The 14,045-nt window shown below is 68.5% G+C and carries 12 protein-coding genes and 1 tRNA gene; 3 read left to right on the top strand and 10 right to left on the bottom strand.

The genetic code is table 11. From position 1 onward, the window contains the following. Positions 1 to 562 precede the first annotated feature (562 nt). From HNR01_RS22440 to oxlT, 4 genes are all read right to left on the bottom strand, one after another. The gene (locus HNR01_RS22440) at positions 563 to 2,143 is read right to left on the bottom strand and encodes an acyl--CoA ligase (protein WP_183669942.1); all 1,581 of its coding nucleotides are present in this window, start codon (positions 2,141 to 2,143) and stop codon (positions 563 to 565) included. Between the two features lie 2 nt (positions 2,144 to 2,145). Continuing rightward, positions 2,146 to 3,153 carry a 2-dehydropantoate 2-reductase gene (locus HNR01_RS22435; protein ID WP_017485488.1) on the bottom strand — a complete coding sequence of 336 codons (1,008 nt, stop codon included), beginning with the start codon at positions 3,151 to 3,153 and terminating at the stop codon, positions 2,146 to 2,148. 118 nt (positions 3,154 to 3,271) lie between these two features. Then, positions 3,272 to 4,048, bottom strand: coding sequence for a fumarylacetoacetate hydrolase family protein (locus HNR01_RS22430; RefSeq protein ID WP_017485487.1), 777 nt, complete (start codon positions 4,046 to 4,048; stop codon positions 3,272 to 3,274). A gap of 11 nt (positions 4,049 to 4,059) precedes the next feature. Further along, positions 4,060 to 5,370: an oxalate/formate MFS antiporter gene (oxlT, locus tag HNR01_RS22425; RefSeq protein WP_026105675.1), complete on the bottom strand. Its 1,311-nt coding sequence runs from the start codon at positions 5,368 to 5,370 to the stop codon at positions 4,060 to 4,062. 291 nt (positions 5,371 to 5,661) lie between these two features. Between oxlT and HNR01_RS22420 the strand changes: the two genes are divergently transcribed. Both HNR01_RS22420 and HNR01_RS22415 read left to right on the top strand, forming a co-directional pair. Then, positions 5,662 to 5,865: a CsbD family protein gene (locus tag HNR01_RS22420; protein ID WP_183669940.1), complete on the top strand. Its 204-nt coding sequence runs from the start codon at positions 5,662 to 5,664 to the stop codon at positions 5,863 to 5,865. Positions 5,866 to 6,000: 135 nt separating this feature from the next. Further along, complete coding sequence (locus tag HNR01_RS22415; RefSeq protein WP_183669938.1) at positions 6,001 to 6,384, top strand: CsbD family protein; 384 nt, start codon at positions 6,001 to 6,003, stop codon at positions 6,382 to 6,384. Here the strand turns inward: HNR01_RS22415 and HNR01_RS28180 are convergent. Next, positions 6,368 to 6,961 (bottom strand): GGDEF domain-containing protein, encoded by a 594-nt coding sequence (locus HNR01_RS28180; protein ID WP_375373203.1) that lies wholly within the window; start codon positions 6,959 to 6,961, stop codon positions 6,368 to 6,370. The two genes, HNR01_RS22415 and HNR01_RS28180, sit on opposite strands and share 17 nt — an antisense overlap. Then, positions 6,883 to 7,302, bottom strand: coding sequence for a PAS domain S-box protein (locus HNR01_RS28175; RefSeq protein ID WP_246417610.1), 420 nt, complete (start codon positions 7,300 to 7,302; stop codon positions 6,883 to 6,885). The genes HNR01_RS28180 and HNR01_RS28175 overlap by 79 nt, the downstream gene beginning before the upstream one ends. Before the next feature lie 164 nt (positions 7,303 to 7,466). Here HNR01_RS28175 and HNR01_RS22405 point away from each other — a divergent pair, with 164 nt between their 5' ends. After that, positions 7,467 to 8,243 carry a creatininase family protein gene (locus HNR01_RS22405; RefSeq protein WP_183669936.1) on the top strand — a complete coding sequence of 259 codons (777 nt, stop codon included), beginning with the start codon at positions 7,467 to 7,469 and terminating at the stop codon, positions 8,241 to 8,243. A gap of 42 nt (positions 8,244 to 8,285) precedes the next feature. On the opposite strand, the gene HNR01_RS22400 is transcribed toward HNR01_RS22405, so the two are convergent. The 4 genes from HNR01_RS22400 to HNR01_RS22385 form a co-directional block, all read right to left on the bottom strand. Continuing rightward, positions 8,286 to 9,551 carry a glycosyltransferase gene (locus tag HNR01_RS22400; RefSeq protein ID WP_183669934.1) on the bottom strand — a complete coding sequence of 422 codons (1,266 nt, stop codon included), beginning with the start codon at positions 9,549 to 9,551 and terminating at the stop codon, positions 8,286 to 8,288. 50 nt (positions 9,552 to 9,601) lie between these two features. Further along, a complete protein-coding gene (locus tag HNR01_RS22395) occupies positions 9,602 to 10,885 on the bottom strand; it encodes an alpha/beta hydrolase (protein WP_183669932.1) in 1,284 nt (427 codons plus the stop codon). A 269-nt stretch (positions 10,886 to 11,154) separates the two neighbouring features. After that, positions 11,155 to 11,230, bottom strand: a tRNA-Thr gene (locus tag HNR01_RS22390). A 266-nt stretch (positions 11,231 to 11,496) separates the two neighbouring features. Next, positions 11,497 to 13,611, bottom strand: coding sequence for a putative bifunctional diguanylate cyclase/phosphodiesterase (locus tag HNR01_RS22385; protein WP_183669930.1), 2,115 nt, complete (start codon positions 13,609 to 13,611; stop codon positions 11,497 to 11,499). Positions 13,612 to 14,045 lie beyond the last annotated feature (434 nt).

The raw sequence follows: 14,045 nt of genomic DNA, 5'->3' as shown, positions 1-14,045 counted from the left end.
GCTTCGATACAAATGAGGGGCGGCGCCCAGTGTGCCGCTCCCTTTTTGCTGTCAGGATGTCGGCCATTCGCCGGACCATTACAGATAGCGCCGTCGCAGTCGACCAACCTCGTCCTCCCCGATCGCGGCCTGGGGGATGAGACGCTCACAAGCACACTCTCCGCGAGCGCCAGCCAACCAAAAAACGTTTTGATTGCACTTCCGCTCGCCACACTCATAGTCGTGGCGTTGGACGCCGAGCCTTCCTGTCACGACGACCCTGCGGCTACGGGGCTTACGGCGACTTAGCCGATCGCCGTCCGTGAGTAGGCAGACGGGAAGGGGGGTGAGCGATGTGCTGATGTTTCCGCTCCTGCGGATCACTGTCACGAAAAACCCGAGCGGTGAGTGGTCCGTGACCATCACGCTCGGGCTCGTCATCTAACGTCGTCCAATAAGAGGGCTCGCGGGTAGCCGCCCGCGGGCTCTCACCCGTATTATGGTGTGCGGTTGCAGCGAAAGCAAACCACACCGTCGTCGCGAGCGTCGGCGAAGCGATCCGGCAACGGAACCGGCTGAAAGCTCAGGCGAGCCCGAGCTTCTGCGCCAGCCCGATGCGCTGGAGCTTCCCGGTCGCGCCCTTGGGGATCTCGTCGAGGATCAGGATCTTGGCCGGCACCTTGAAGGCGGCGAGCCGCTCCGAGGCGAAACTGCGGATCTCCTTCTCGATCGCCTCGGCGCCCTCGCGCAGGACGATCGCGGCGGCGACGTCCTCGCCGAGCTTGTCGTGCGGCACCGCAAAGGTGACGCATTGCGAGACCGCCGGGTGGTCCATCAGGATCTCGTCCACCTCGCGCGGAGAGATCTTCTCGCCGCCGCGGTTGATGATCTCCTTGAGGCGCCCGGTGATCGAGAGGTAGCCCTCCGGCGAGAGCACGCCCTGGTCGCCGGTGCGGAACCAACCCTGCCGCGTGAAGGCCTCGGCATTGGCCTTGTCGTTGTTCTCGTAGCCCTTCATCACGTTGTCGCCGCGGATGACGATCTCGCCGGTCTCGCCCGCGGGCAGCGGCTCGCCGTCGATATCCACCACAGCGATCTCGGGACCGGCCGCGAGTCCGACCGAACCGGCATAGTGGGGCCGGGGCGGCAGCGGGTTCGAGGCCATCTGGTGAGCGGCCTCGGTCATGCCGTAGGCCTCGATCACCGGAGCGCCGAAGGTCTCCTCCAGCTCCTTCATCACCTGCGGCGGCAGGGACGAGGACGAGGAGCGGATGAAGCGCAGGGGATTGCGCGCGATGATCTCCGCATTGCGCGCTGCCCGGGCCAGGATCGCCTGATGCATGGTCGGCACGCCGGTGTACCAGGTGGGGTTCACCTCATCCATCCAGCCGAAGAACTTCAGCGCGTTGAAGCCCGGCGTGCAGGACACCTGGCCACCTGCCGAGAGCGGGGCGAGGATGCCGGCGATCAGGCCGTGGATGTGGAACAGCGGCATGATGTTGAGGCCGCGATCCTCCGCCGTGAAGGCGAGCGCGGTGCGGATGTTGCGCGCCGAGGCGCAGACATTGCCCTGCGTCAGCGGCACGATCTTCGGCCGGGAGGTCGTGCCCGAGGTGTGCAGCACCAGCGCGATGTCATCCGTTTCGGCCCGGCCGCCGCGAGCGGGCTCGCCCGTCGCGTCGTCGGCGAAGTGCAGCGTGAAGCTGCCGGCGCCCTCCTCCGGCGTCGGCCGCAGGCGGGCCACCGACACGCCGAGCTTCTCCGCGACGGCGACCGCGGGAGAATCGGAGCCCTCGACGACCAGCAGGAGCTTGGCTCCGAGGTCGCTCATGTAGAACTCGAACTCGTCGGCCTTGTAGCTCGGGTTGAGCGGCGCCGAGGTGGTGCCGGCGGCCACCGCGATGAAGGCCGCCGCCATCTCCGGGCCGTTCGGCAGCACGATCGCAACCCGGTCGCCGCGCCCGATGCCGCGGGCGTTGAGACTGGCGATCGTGCGCTCGGTCAGCGCCCGCAGGGCCTGGAACGTCAGCGGCACGCCGCCGGGGCTCGACAAGGCGGGAGCCGCGTCGGCGCCGGCCTGGATCAGCTCGTGAAGAGTCGTCGCGGCCACGCTGGCCTCCTTGGAGTCGGTGGGGGGAAGGGCGGAAGTCTCGGGCAGAAGCATCCTCACGCTCCCTGGATCGCGAGGCGGCCCTGGGCGCGCTCCAGGCTCTGGGCCAGCAGCCGCATCAGGGCGAAGACGGTGTCGATGTGCGGGGTCGGCGTGCCGGTGAGGCGGCCGAGCTCGATCACCGAGCCGACCAGCGCCTCCAACTCGATCGGGCGGCCGGCCTCGACGTCCTGCAGCATCGAGGTCTTGTGCGGGCCGACCTTCTCGGCGCCGGCGATGCGCTTGTCGATGCCGAGCCGGAAGGTGACGCCGAGCCGGTTCGCGATGATCTCGGCCTCGCGCATCATCTCGGCGGCGATCGCCCGGGTGTCGGGGAAGCGGCAGATGTCCTCCAGCGTCGCGTGGGTGAGCGCGGAGATCGGGTTGAAGCTGAGATTGCCCCACAGCTTGAGCCAGATCTCGGCACGGATGTCGCTGGTCACCGGCGCACGGAAGCCCGCCTTGGCCAGCCGCTGCGACAGGGCGAGCACCCGCTCCGACTTCGAACCGTCGAGTTCGCCGAGACCGAAGCGGTTGCCCTCGATCACCTTCACCGTGCCGGGATCGGTCAGCACGGTGGCCGGATAGACCACCGATCCGATGACGTGCTTGGGGTCGAGGTTGTCGGCGATGAGCCCGCCGGGATCGGCGCTCTCCAGCCGCGTCCCGGCATATTCACCGCCGTGACCGCCCATGAAGTACCACCACGGGATGCCGTTCTGCATCGTCACCACGACGGTATCGGGACCGATCAGGTGCTTGAGATCGGCGGCGATCGGGCCGACTTGGTGCGCCTTCACGGTCAGCAGGACGACCTCGTGGACGCCCGCCTCCTGCATGGAGCGGGTCGCCTTGACCGATTTCGAGTGAATCTCGGTGCCGTCCTCCTCGATCAGGCGCATGCCGTCCGCCTGGATCGCCGCCGCGTTGGAGCGGGCGATGAAGGTGACGTCCTCGCCGGCCTCCGCCAGCCTGACTCCGAGATAACCGCCGATGGCGCCGGCGCCGACGATCGCGATGCTCATGTCTCTCACCCGTGCTGCCGTTACCGCTCCGCCGGCCAAGCCTTGAAACGTCGCTTCCTAGAACGCCGATCCGGCCGATTTCGTCCGCCCGCGGAGACCGCTTTTGCTTGAGTTTCGCCTATTCGAAACGATTGCTGAGCGTTCCGATGCCCTCGATCACGACCTCGACCGTGGCACCCTTCGGGATCGGTCCCGATCCCACCGAGGTGCCGCAGGCGATCACGTCGCCCGGCTCCAGCGTCAGCCCCTGCGAGAGCTGAGCCACGAGCCGGGGAACCGGGATCAGCATGTCGCTGATCGGAAAACTCTGCCGCTCGCGCCCGTTCACCAGGGTCCGCACGGTCAACGCCTCCGGATCGAGCCCGGTGGCGATCACCGGGCCGAACGGGCCGAAGCCGTCGAGGCCCTTGGCGCGGGTCCACTGCGTGAAGCTCGCATCCGCCTTGAGGATCGCGGCGGAGGTGACGTCGTTCACGCAGGTGAAACCGAACACGTGGCTTGCGGCCTCCTCTTCGGTGAGGTCGCGGGCGGTCTTGCCGGGCACCCGGCCGATCACGATGCCGAGCTCGCCCTCGTAGAGCGCCCGGCCGGATGCTTCCGGCACCGCCACCACCGCGCCGGAGGGACGATAGGTATTGGCGGGCTTGATCAGGAACAGGGGCGCCTCGGGTCGGGACAGCCCCTGCTTCTCCATCAGCCCCCCGAAATTGTTCCACAGGGCGATCATCTTGGAGGGGCGGCAGGGCAGGCCGACGCTCACTTCCGCGAGCGGCAACACCTGCCCCGTCGGCCTGTTCTCGCCGAAGAGGTCCCCCTCGCGAACCTCGATCCGCTCGCCGTCGAGCCGGCCGAAGCCGGTCTCGCCGTCGCGGGTGAAGCCGATCCAGTGCGTCACGGCCTCACTCCTCACTGGTTGCGGGCGACGAAGCGGGCGCGCATCGGCTTCAGCACGAAGATCGCGAGGAAGCCGGCGACGAAGGCCATGCCGGAGGCGAGATAGAACACGTTCTGCCAGGAGCCGGTCGCGGTCTGGATCGCCAGGAAGGCGGGCAGCATCAGCGAGGCCGTGCCCTTGGCGGTGTAGAGCAGGCCGGCATTGGCGGTGGCGTTCTTGTCGCCGTAGGTGTCGGCGCAGGTCGAGGGGAACAGCGAGTAGATCTCGCCCCAGGCGAAGAAGACGAGGCCGGTGAGCAGCACGAAGGCCATCGGCGAGTGGGCGAACATGCCGAGCGCCAGAATGCCCGCACCCTCGATCATGAAGGCGAAGAACATGGTGTTCTCACGCCCGATCCGGTCGGAGATCCAGCCGAAGACCGGCCGGGTCACGCCGTTGAGCACCCGGTCGATGGTGAGCGCGAAGGTGAGTGCCGGCAGGGTCAGGCCCATCAGCGAGACCGGGATCGTGTCGACCTGGAAGTCCTTGGCGATCGGGGCGAGCGAGGCGGTCGCCATCAGGCCGCCGGCGGCCATCATCACGAACATCGCGTACATCAGCCAGAAGATCGGTGTGCGCACCATCTCGGCGGAGGAGTACTGGCGGCGGCTCGTCGCATTCGGCGAGACACGGCCGGCGAGCATCCGGTCCTTGTAGGCAGCGCTCGGCGAGGACAGCAGCAGGGCGGCGACCATCACGACGATGCCCTGGCCGAGGCCGAAGGCGAGGAAGGTCTGCTCGTAGCCGCTGTCGCGGATCATCGCGGCGATCGGGATGACGGTCAGCGCCGAGCCCGCGCCGAAGCCCGCGGCGGTGAGGCCGGCGGCCAGACCACGGCGGTCCGGGAACCACTTGAGGGCGTTGCCGACACAGGTGCCGTAGACCGCGCCCGCGCCGATGCCGCTGATGGCGGCGGCCAGATACAGGAACCACAGGGAGTCGGCGACCGAGTTCATCGCCCAGCCGATGGCGCAGAGCGCACCGCCGAACAGGGTGACGACCTTCGGGCCGTACTTGTCGACGAACCAGCCCTCGATCGGAACGAGCCAGGTCTCCGTCAGGACGAAGATCGTGAAGGCGACCTGGATCGCTGGCTTGCCCCACTGGTACTTGTCGTTGATCGGGTTGACGAACAGGGTCCAGCCGTACTGGAGGTTGGCGATCATCGACATGCACAGCACGCCGAGGATGAGCTGTCCCCAGCGCCCGCCTACGGGCGAATCGGCTCGCGAAGCGGAATAGGCACTGGCACCCGGCAATGGATCGGCGGCTTGAACGGCCATGAAGCGGTCCCTGATCTCACATTTTCTTGGCGGGCCGGGACGGCTGCCCGGCTTTGCCATATTGTAATTTTGGATACGGCATACGTAACCGCTCGCGGCCTAAGCTCTGACAGGAAAATATTTGGCCGTTGCGCAGATATTTTTTGAACGTCCGGGCAAAATGAATGCATTTTGAGGGACGTGTGCGGACGGACACGCCTTATCATAGGAGTGGAACCAAGCGCCGGGGGGATCCGTTCAGCTTGCCGAGAGCGCCGCGAACCGGCGCGCGTCAAGGAACGGAGAGACGCCATGAGCAGCACGACCGACAAGATCAAGGGCGCCACCAACGAGGTCGCCGGCAACGTCAAGCAGAGCGTCGGCAAGGTGACCGGCAACGAGAAGCTGCAGGCCGAGGGCAAGGCGCAGGAAGTGGAAGGCCAGGCCCAGCGCGCCGTCGGCGGCGCCAAGCAGGGTGTCAAGGACGCCGCGGATGCGGTGAAGCGCAAGCTCTAAGGAGCCACCCCGCAAGGACCTTTCCAACCGGAATCCGACGGCCGGAGCCGCACCCGACCGGGTGCGGCTTCTTCGTTTCGGGACAGGACCGAAAGGCGGTCTCGACACAACCATTTCGCTCAAAAGGAATGTCTCATGAACCGGGACCAGATCGAGGGCGGTCTGCGCAACCTCAAGGGCCGCGGCCGCACCGCGCTCGGTGCCGTCAAGGGCCGCGCCCGTCCCCAGGTCGAGGGCGCCTACGAGCAGGTCGCGGGCGTGGCGCAGGCGGCCTACGGCCGGACCCGCGACCGGGCCGAACACCTCTACGAGGACGGCTACCGCCTCGCCGACGAGGCGGCCTCCCGCGGCCACCGCCTGCATCAGGAGGCCCGTACCCGCGGGCGTCATCTCCGTGACGAGGCGAACCGACGCGGCCGCGAACTCGCCATCCGGGCCGACGAGAACCGCGGCACCACGCTGGCCCTGGTCGCGGCGACCGCCTTCGGGCTCGGTTGGCTCTTCAGCCGTCGCCGCTGACGGAGGTCTGCCGGGCGGCCTCTATCGCCCCGTTCTTCGCCGCCTCCTTGGCGTCGTAGAGGGCACGGTCGGCTCGCGCCAGCACGGCATCGACCGTGTCGTGCGGTCCCTCTGGGCGGGCGAGGCCGAGACTGGCGCTCACGCGCACGGTCCCGGCAGCCAGCGCGATGGGCGCGGCGAGAGCCGCACGAACCGCCACGGACGATAGCGCCGCACTCTCCGGCAGGATCAGGACGAATTCATCGCCCCCGGGCCGGGCGGCGAACACGCTGTGCTCGGCCGCCAAATCCGCAAGCCGGCGGCCGATCTCCGTCAGGACGCAGTCGCCCGCAGGGTGGCCCAAACGATCGTTGATCGGCTTGAAGCCGTCGAGATCGAGGCTGATGACGCCGGGCCGCTGCCCGGCGGCCAGGCGTCCGGCGAGATGCTCGCGCAGGTACATCCGGTTCGGCAGACCGGTGAGGTCGTCGTGCCGGGCGATGTGGCGGAGCCGCTCGTTCACCGACTCCCGCTCGGTGACGTCGCGATCGATGCCGCGATAGCCGAGCAAGGTGCCGTCCCGGTCGAGTAGCGGCACGCCCTGGTTTCCAGGACGACGAGGCTGCCGTCCTTGCGCAGGTTGCGGTTGAGGAGCTGGGCGAAAGGCCGCCGCTCGGCGGCGATGGCGCCGAAGATCCGGCCGATCCGCTCGGCCTCGTCGGGGGGCATGAAATCGAACGGCGTGCAGCCCAGCACCTCCTCCGGCTCGCGGCCGAGCAGGGCGATGCATTGGCGCGAGGCGTAGGTGTAGCGCCCCTGCGCGTCCACCTCCCAGATCCAGTCCGAGTTCTGCTCCAGCATCTCCCGCAGGCGGGCCAGTTCCGCGCGCATCGCCTCGGCCGGATCCCCGTCCGCAGCAGACGCTACGGGCGGCATCATGGGGGGCCGATTCGGAGGATTTTCGTTCACGGAGGTTCGACGCCCGCCACGGACATGGTCCGCCAAGACATGAGACATCTTGACTAACGAGCGGTTGAGACCGGAAGCGTCAGGGCCCCGCGCACCCCTGGGCCTGCGATAACTGCGACAACGGAGACGACAGCATGCCGGCGCGATCCTGGCTCGACCTCACGACCGCAGAGGTCCGCGCCCGCGACATGAGCCGCGCCATCGCGGTGCTTCCGGTCGCCGCGGTGGAGCAGCACGGACCGCACCTGCCGCTCGGCACCGACACCCTGATCGCCGAGGGCTATCTGCAGCGGGTGTCGCGGCTGGTGCCGGCGGCGCTCGACGTGCTGCTCCTGCCCGTCCAGGCGATCGGCAAGTCGGACGAGCACGATTCCTTTCCCGGAACCCTCACCCTGACCGCCGCGACCGCGCTCGCCGCCTGGACCGAGATCGGCGCGAGCCTGCATCGGGCGGGCTGCACGAAGCTCGTGATCGTCTCCTCCCACGGCGGCAACAGCGCCCTCATCGACCTCGTGGCGGGCGAGCTGCGCGGCCGCCACGGCATGGTCGCGGTGACGACCTCGTGGAGCCGCCTCGGCCTGCCCGAGGGCCTGTTCCCGGCCGACGAGATCCGTCACGGCATCCATGCGGGTGGCCTCGAGACCGCGCTGATGCTGGCGCTGCGACCCGACCTCGTGCGGCAGGGCCGGATCGAAAACTTCGCGCCCCGCACGGTGGCGATGGCGGACGACTTCTCGCTCCTGCGCGCCGGCCGTCCGGCGGCCTTCGCCTGGAAGACGGAGGACCTCCACGCGTCCGGCGCCCTGGGCGATGCCCGCCTCGGCACGGCGGAAGCGGGCGAGGCCGCGCTCGACCATGGCGCGCGCACCTTCGTACGGCTGCTGGAGGAAGTGGATCGGTTCTCGCTGTGACGACCCATTCCCGCCCGAGGCTCGGGTGGATCGTCGCCGGGGTCAACCGTCCGGCCGCCGAGCCGTCCGGATGAAGGTCTCCACCGCGTCGCAGGCCTCGACGACGCCGTCCTCCTGCGCCATCCGCAGCTTGGCGGCGGTGCAGGCCTGGGCGACACGGGGATCGCTGAGCAACCGGCGCAGCGTGGGCGCGGCGCGGGCCGGAGTGAAGCGGCGCTGGCTCAGGGCGGCGCCGACGCCGAGCCGCCGCAGCCAGCGCGCCTCGTCGAAGTGATCGTAGGCGACGGGGACGACCAGTTGCGGGATGCCGGCCGCAAGCGCCTGCGCGACGGTGCCGATCCCGCCATGATGGACGAGCGCGGCGCAACGGGGCAGCACCCGGCTGAACGGGGCATAGGGCACGTGCAGCACGCTCGCGGGCAGGTCCGTCGGCACCTGCCCGCCTTGCGGCGCCAGGAGGATGCCGCGGCGCCCGAGCCCAGTGCAGACCCGCAGCGCGGTGCGGAAGAAGGCCTGACTCCGGGACATGGCCGAACCGTAGGTGAAGGCGAGCGGTGGCGGCCCCTCGTCGAGGAAGCGGGTCAGGGCCGCCGACGGCTCGGCGACGTCGCCGAAGCGATCGGCGAGCGGGAAGCCGACCTGCTGCGCCTGCGGAATCCGGTGCGGCTGCGGCGCGGCGTACCATCTGGGGAAGGTGAACAGGACGCGTTGCGGGCTGCTCCACCAGCGGCGGAGGCGGTGCACCGGCGGCAGGTCCAGGCTGGCACGAAATGCGTTCAGGGCCGGCAGGGCGGCGGGCCCGATGACGAAGCGGTCCGCGCCGCGCCCGATCCAGTGCCGAAACCGCGCCGGCACGCTATCGGGAAGCGGAAGACCGGGCAGGATCGGAGGATCGGTGCGGCTGCCGGCGAGCAGCGGCATGAGATGCACGGTGATGACGTCCAGCCCGAGCTTCTCCTGCGCCACCCGGGCTCCGAGCGCCAGCGTCGAGGCGAGCACGACGCTCTCGCCGGGCCGCGCGTTCCCGGCGAGCCAGGCATAGGTCGGCTCCGTGAGGACGGAGACGTGGCGGAACATCAGCCTGACGCCGCGCCAGGGACGCCAGAGGCCGGTCTCGGCCGCGGCGCGGCGGTAATCCTCCTCCGTTCCGAGGGCAAAGAACGGGAGGTCTGCCCGCGCCGCCATGGCGGCGAAGGGGGCGGGCGCCGCCAGGGTGACCGCGTGCCCGCGCCGCCGCAACTCGGTCGCGATGGCGAGGAGCGGCAGGACATCTCCGTGGCTGCCGACGGCAACGGCTAAGACGCGCATCGACCTCACGACCGGTTCGCGCTCGTCACCCGCGGAGACGAGCGTTCGGATCAGAGCGGAACGGCGGGCTCAGGTTCGTGGCACGCGACGGGGGCGAGCACCTGCTCGCGCAGCCGCCGCGGGCCCAGGGTCATCGCGAAGAAATCGTAGGCGCCCGGCCGCTCGTTGGCGAGCAGGAACTGGAAATGCATCCGGAACGGGCGAAAGCGCACCCGCTCGTAGGTCTCCGGACACAGCAAGTCGCGGAAGCGGGCCGAGCGCACGAGGGGATTGGCGACCGGCTGCCCGCACAGGCGGAGCTTGAGATCGTGCTGCGGATTGAAGCCCGGAAAATTCATCCAGTCCTGGGGAGCGTGGAAGTCGCACCACACGACGCGCCGTTCCGTGACGAGGCGCGCGATCTCGGCCCGCAGACGCGCGGCGGCGGGCTGCATCGCCACGAGCGGCAATCCGGACCCCAGCGTCGCCAGCGACAGGTTCGGGCCCGAGGCGCCGATCGACGGGTCGCGGGCGAGCACCCGGGCCGCGACCTCGGCCGCGGTCAGCCCGCCGGAGGAATGGCCGACGATCATCACCTCGTCAGTCGGCTGCCCGGCCTCTGCCCGTGCCGCGAGCGAGGACAGGACGTGTTCGGCAAACGCGTCGAGACGCCGCTCGTAATCCGGCCGCCAGCCCTGGCCATGCTGCCAGTTGAACACCCAATCGTTCAGGAGCTGCCAGAAGAAGACGCGGTTCAGGAAGGCTTCGATCGCCTTGATCCAGACGATGCCCGCGACGACGCCCAGCGGCAGCGAGAGCCAGAGCGGCAGACCGAGGCTGTGGCCGAACCGGTCGCCGAGATAGGCATGCACCGTGAGCCCGATGGCGACGGACAACGCCGCGAGGAGGATGACCATCACGAACGGGTAGAGGATGACGTTCCCGTATTTCCAGTTCAGCCGGTAGAAGCGGAACATCAATCCGTTCAGGATCGTCTGCAGCGTGCCCACGACGAGCAGGGCGACGCTGACGAAGCGGGATCGGGCGAAGTCGCGGGCGACGAGATCGTCCCACAGCAGCACGTCGTACCGGGTCTCGGCCCCCTCGCCCTGCTCCGGAGCACTCACGGTCCAGCTCTGGACCAGCCCGTCCTGGCTCAGTCGGGCGCAGGAGATGTCCCGCTTTCCGCCGCCGAACCGCTTGGTGTATCGGGCCCATTCCCGCACGAACAGCAACCGGTAGCGCGTCCGCGCCTCGGGATCGTAACCGGGAATATAGAAAACGTAGCGGTGGCGCACTGTTCCGAGCCGCGCCTCCTGCAGATCGGGCGGCGTGAAACTCAGCGAAGTGTGCATACGCCCGAATGCCCCATCCGGATGACTGCCCTCACTCAAGGCTGGGCAGGTCCGCTGCAATGAAACAGAGCCTCAAAGCCCCTTCGAATGCACTATCATTCGTTACAAACTTTAGAACTGTGAAAAGCGGGGTGCGTCTTTCGAATCCAATGCCGTGTCAGGGGATTGGCTGTGACCGAAGTCTCCGCCCGCAGCACGGACAGGCGGTCCACCACCGATCACGATTGTGGTGAGGCTTCGGGTTCGATCACTCTGTCGGGGAAGTCCGATGGTGCCGGTTGCGGGACTCGAACTCGCGACCTACCGCTTACAAGGCGGTTGCTCTACCAACTGAGCTAAACCGGCAGCGTACCATCCGCTATCAGCCCGTCCCGGACGGCGCAAGCGCATCCAAGTCCGTTCTCCGCGCCTTGACAGGCCTTGCACCGTATATTGCGCACAACTGATCTTCATCTCGACGGCCGAGTTCAAGCATTCGGGCTCGGCCGGCTTCAGGTCATTCGTGCCAAGTCCGGTAAGTCGCACGTCAGGAAGCGATGTGACGGCGTCGGCGCCGACCCATCAAATGGGCGACGGGCCCTTCGCGTGTGAAGGCGTGGGAACGGCCGCCGTCAGGCCGCCTCCGGATGGTCCTCGACCTTGGCCGCGCCGTCTTCGGGCGACGCAACCCGCCGTGCGGGTCTGCGCCGTTCGAGGCCAGGCTCGAGACGATGAGGGAGGCGCGCGACGCGCTCCGGGCGGCCGAGCAGGTAGCCCTGCAGGTCGAGACCCCGCTCCTTCGCGAGCAGTCGGCGCTGCTCCTCCGTCTCCACGCCCTCCGCGGTCACCGCGAGGCCGAGGCTGCGCGACAGGCCGATGATCGCCCGCACGATCGCCGTCGATTGCGGATCCAGTCCGAGCCCCCGGACGAAGCTCCGGTCGATCTTGAGGCGGGTGAGCGGGAAGGTGTGGACGAAGCTCAGCGACGAGTAGCCGGTGCCGAAATCATCGAGCGCGATCATCACCCCCAGGGCCCTCAGACGCTGGAGCAGGCTGAGGGCCAATTCGCGGTTCTGGAGCACCGCCGTCTCGGTGATCTCGATCTCCAACCGGTGCGGCGGCAGACCACTCGCGGCGAGCGCCCGCTCGACGGCGTCGATGAAGAGCCCGCTGCGCAGCTGCGTCGCCGAGACATTGACCGCCACGGTGAGATGCGCGGGCCAGGTCGCCGCTTCGCGGCAGGCCTCCACCAGGATCCACGCGCCGATTTCGAGCATCAGCCCGGCCTCCTCGGCCACCGGGACGAAGTCCGCCGGCGACATCGCCCTCCCATCCGGCTGGGGCCAGCGCAGCAGCGCTTCGAAGCCGATGGTCGCGCCGGTGCGGGCGCGCACGATCGGCTGGTAGTGCAGGACGAATTCCCGCCGCTCGACGGCGCGGTTCAGGTCGGCCTCCAGGCTCGCCCGGGCCGCGGCGCTTTCCCCCATCGCCGAGTCGTAGAAGCTGTAGCGGTTCCGGCCCTCGTTCTTGGCGTCGGAGAGGGCGAGGTCGGCGTTGCGCAGAAGGATGTCGGGATCGCGCTCGCCCAGTGCCGGGACGGCGATGCCGATGCTGGCACCGATCCGGATCGGCAGCTTCTTGACCGTGTAAGGCTGGTTGAGAACCTCCAGGAGCTGCCGGGCCGTGTCCGGTAGCCGAAGGGGGTCGACGGGTCTGAGGATCAGCGCGAACCCGTCGCCGCCGAGGCGCGCGATGACGTCCTGCGCACGCACCGTCCGCTGCAGGCGCCGCGCGACTTCTTGGAGGAGTTGATCACCGATCGCATGCCCGAATGTGTCGTTGATCGGTTTGAAGCGGTCGAGGTCGATGTGGAAGACGGCGCAGTTCCCCCATGCCTCGGACGCGAGCGTCTCCGTCAGGGCGTGTTGGAGCGTCGCGCGGTTAGCGAGATCTGTCAGAGGATCGTGCTGGGCGAGGTGCCGGATCTGGTTCTCGAACCGGCGTCGCTCCGTGACGTCGGCGAAGGTCGAGACCCATCCCCCGGCGGCGAGGCGCCGGGTCGTGACGGACAGGACCTGCTCCTGATGCACGATCTCGGACATCGCGGGCGCCTGAAGGTCGAGGTCGGGTCGCAGGTGGTCGCGCAGGAAGAGAAGAGCGGCCGTCTCGCCAAGCGCCTCGGACAGCACAGCCCGTATCCCAGCCCCCGACAGCGGCTCGCTGCCCGGAAGCGCGAGCATCTCGTGCATCCGCTGGTTGGCGAGCACAATGCGCTCGTCGCCGTCGATGAGACACAGGCCCTGGGCCATGTTGGACATGGCGAGGTCGAGGTTGTCGAGGGCCGAATCGAGCTTCAGGGTGTTGGCCCGCCCCTCGGTGCGATCGCGCGTGACCTTCGCGAAGCCGATGAAACGGCCATCGTCGTCGTGGATCGCATCGATGACGACGTGGGCCCAGAAGCGGGAGCCGTCCTTGCGCAGGCGCCAGCCCTCCGCCTCGAACCGGCCGTCCTGCCGCGCCGTCCGGAGACCTCGCTCGGGCAGGCCCGCGGCGCGATCCTCCGGTGTGTAGAAGCAGGCGAAGTTGTGCCCTACGATCTCGTCGGCCGCGTAGCCCGTCGCGCGCTGCGCTCCCACGTTCCAATTCGCGACGGTGCCGTCCGGACACAGCATGTAGATCGCATAGTCCGTCACCCCCTGGACGAGCAGGCGGTACATGATGTCGGCGTCGTGGCGGCGGTCGGGCATCGTCGGTTCCAACGAAACGCGTTGGGACGATCCAAAAACCACAAAAGTTAAATCTTGCTACGATGGGCCCGCACCCAACTCAGGGAAAAATTCGGGACATCGTCCATGCGATGCAGGATTTTCTGCCCTCAAGTTGCGCTGTCTCGGGCGAGCGCAACCCGGATGCCAGGAACAGCACGAAAGGCATAAGACGCCCACCGGCCTGAGGCGGCGGCCAGCTCGATATCACGATGGCGTGAACCGCTTCGCTGGCGAAGCGAACGTTCGGCGGAGGCGTCACCGGCACACCGCTGACTTCCGCTCGTCACGACCGTTCCGATACGGCGAGAACGGAGCCAAAGGGGCCGAGACGGTCGGCGTCCGGCTGGTATCCGGGCGCGACGGAGGGCAGAGGGGGCGACAGCCGTCTCGGTGCCAGTCGGGAGACGGCGTCG

The organism is Methylorubrum rhodesianum, assembly GCF_014199985.1.
Taxonomy (GTDB): Bacteria; Pseudomonadota; Alphaproteobacteria; order Rhizobiales; family Beijerinckiaceae; genus Methylobacterium; species Methylobacterium rhodesianum.
This window is presented reverse-complemented; position numbering and strand designations above follow the sequence as displayed.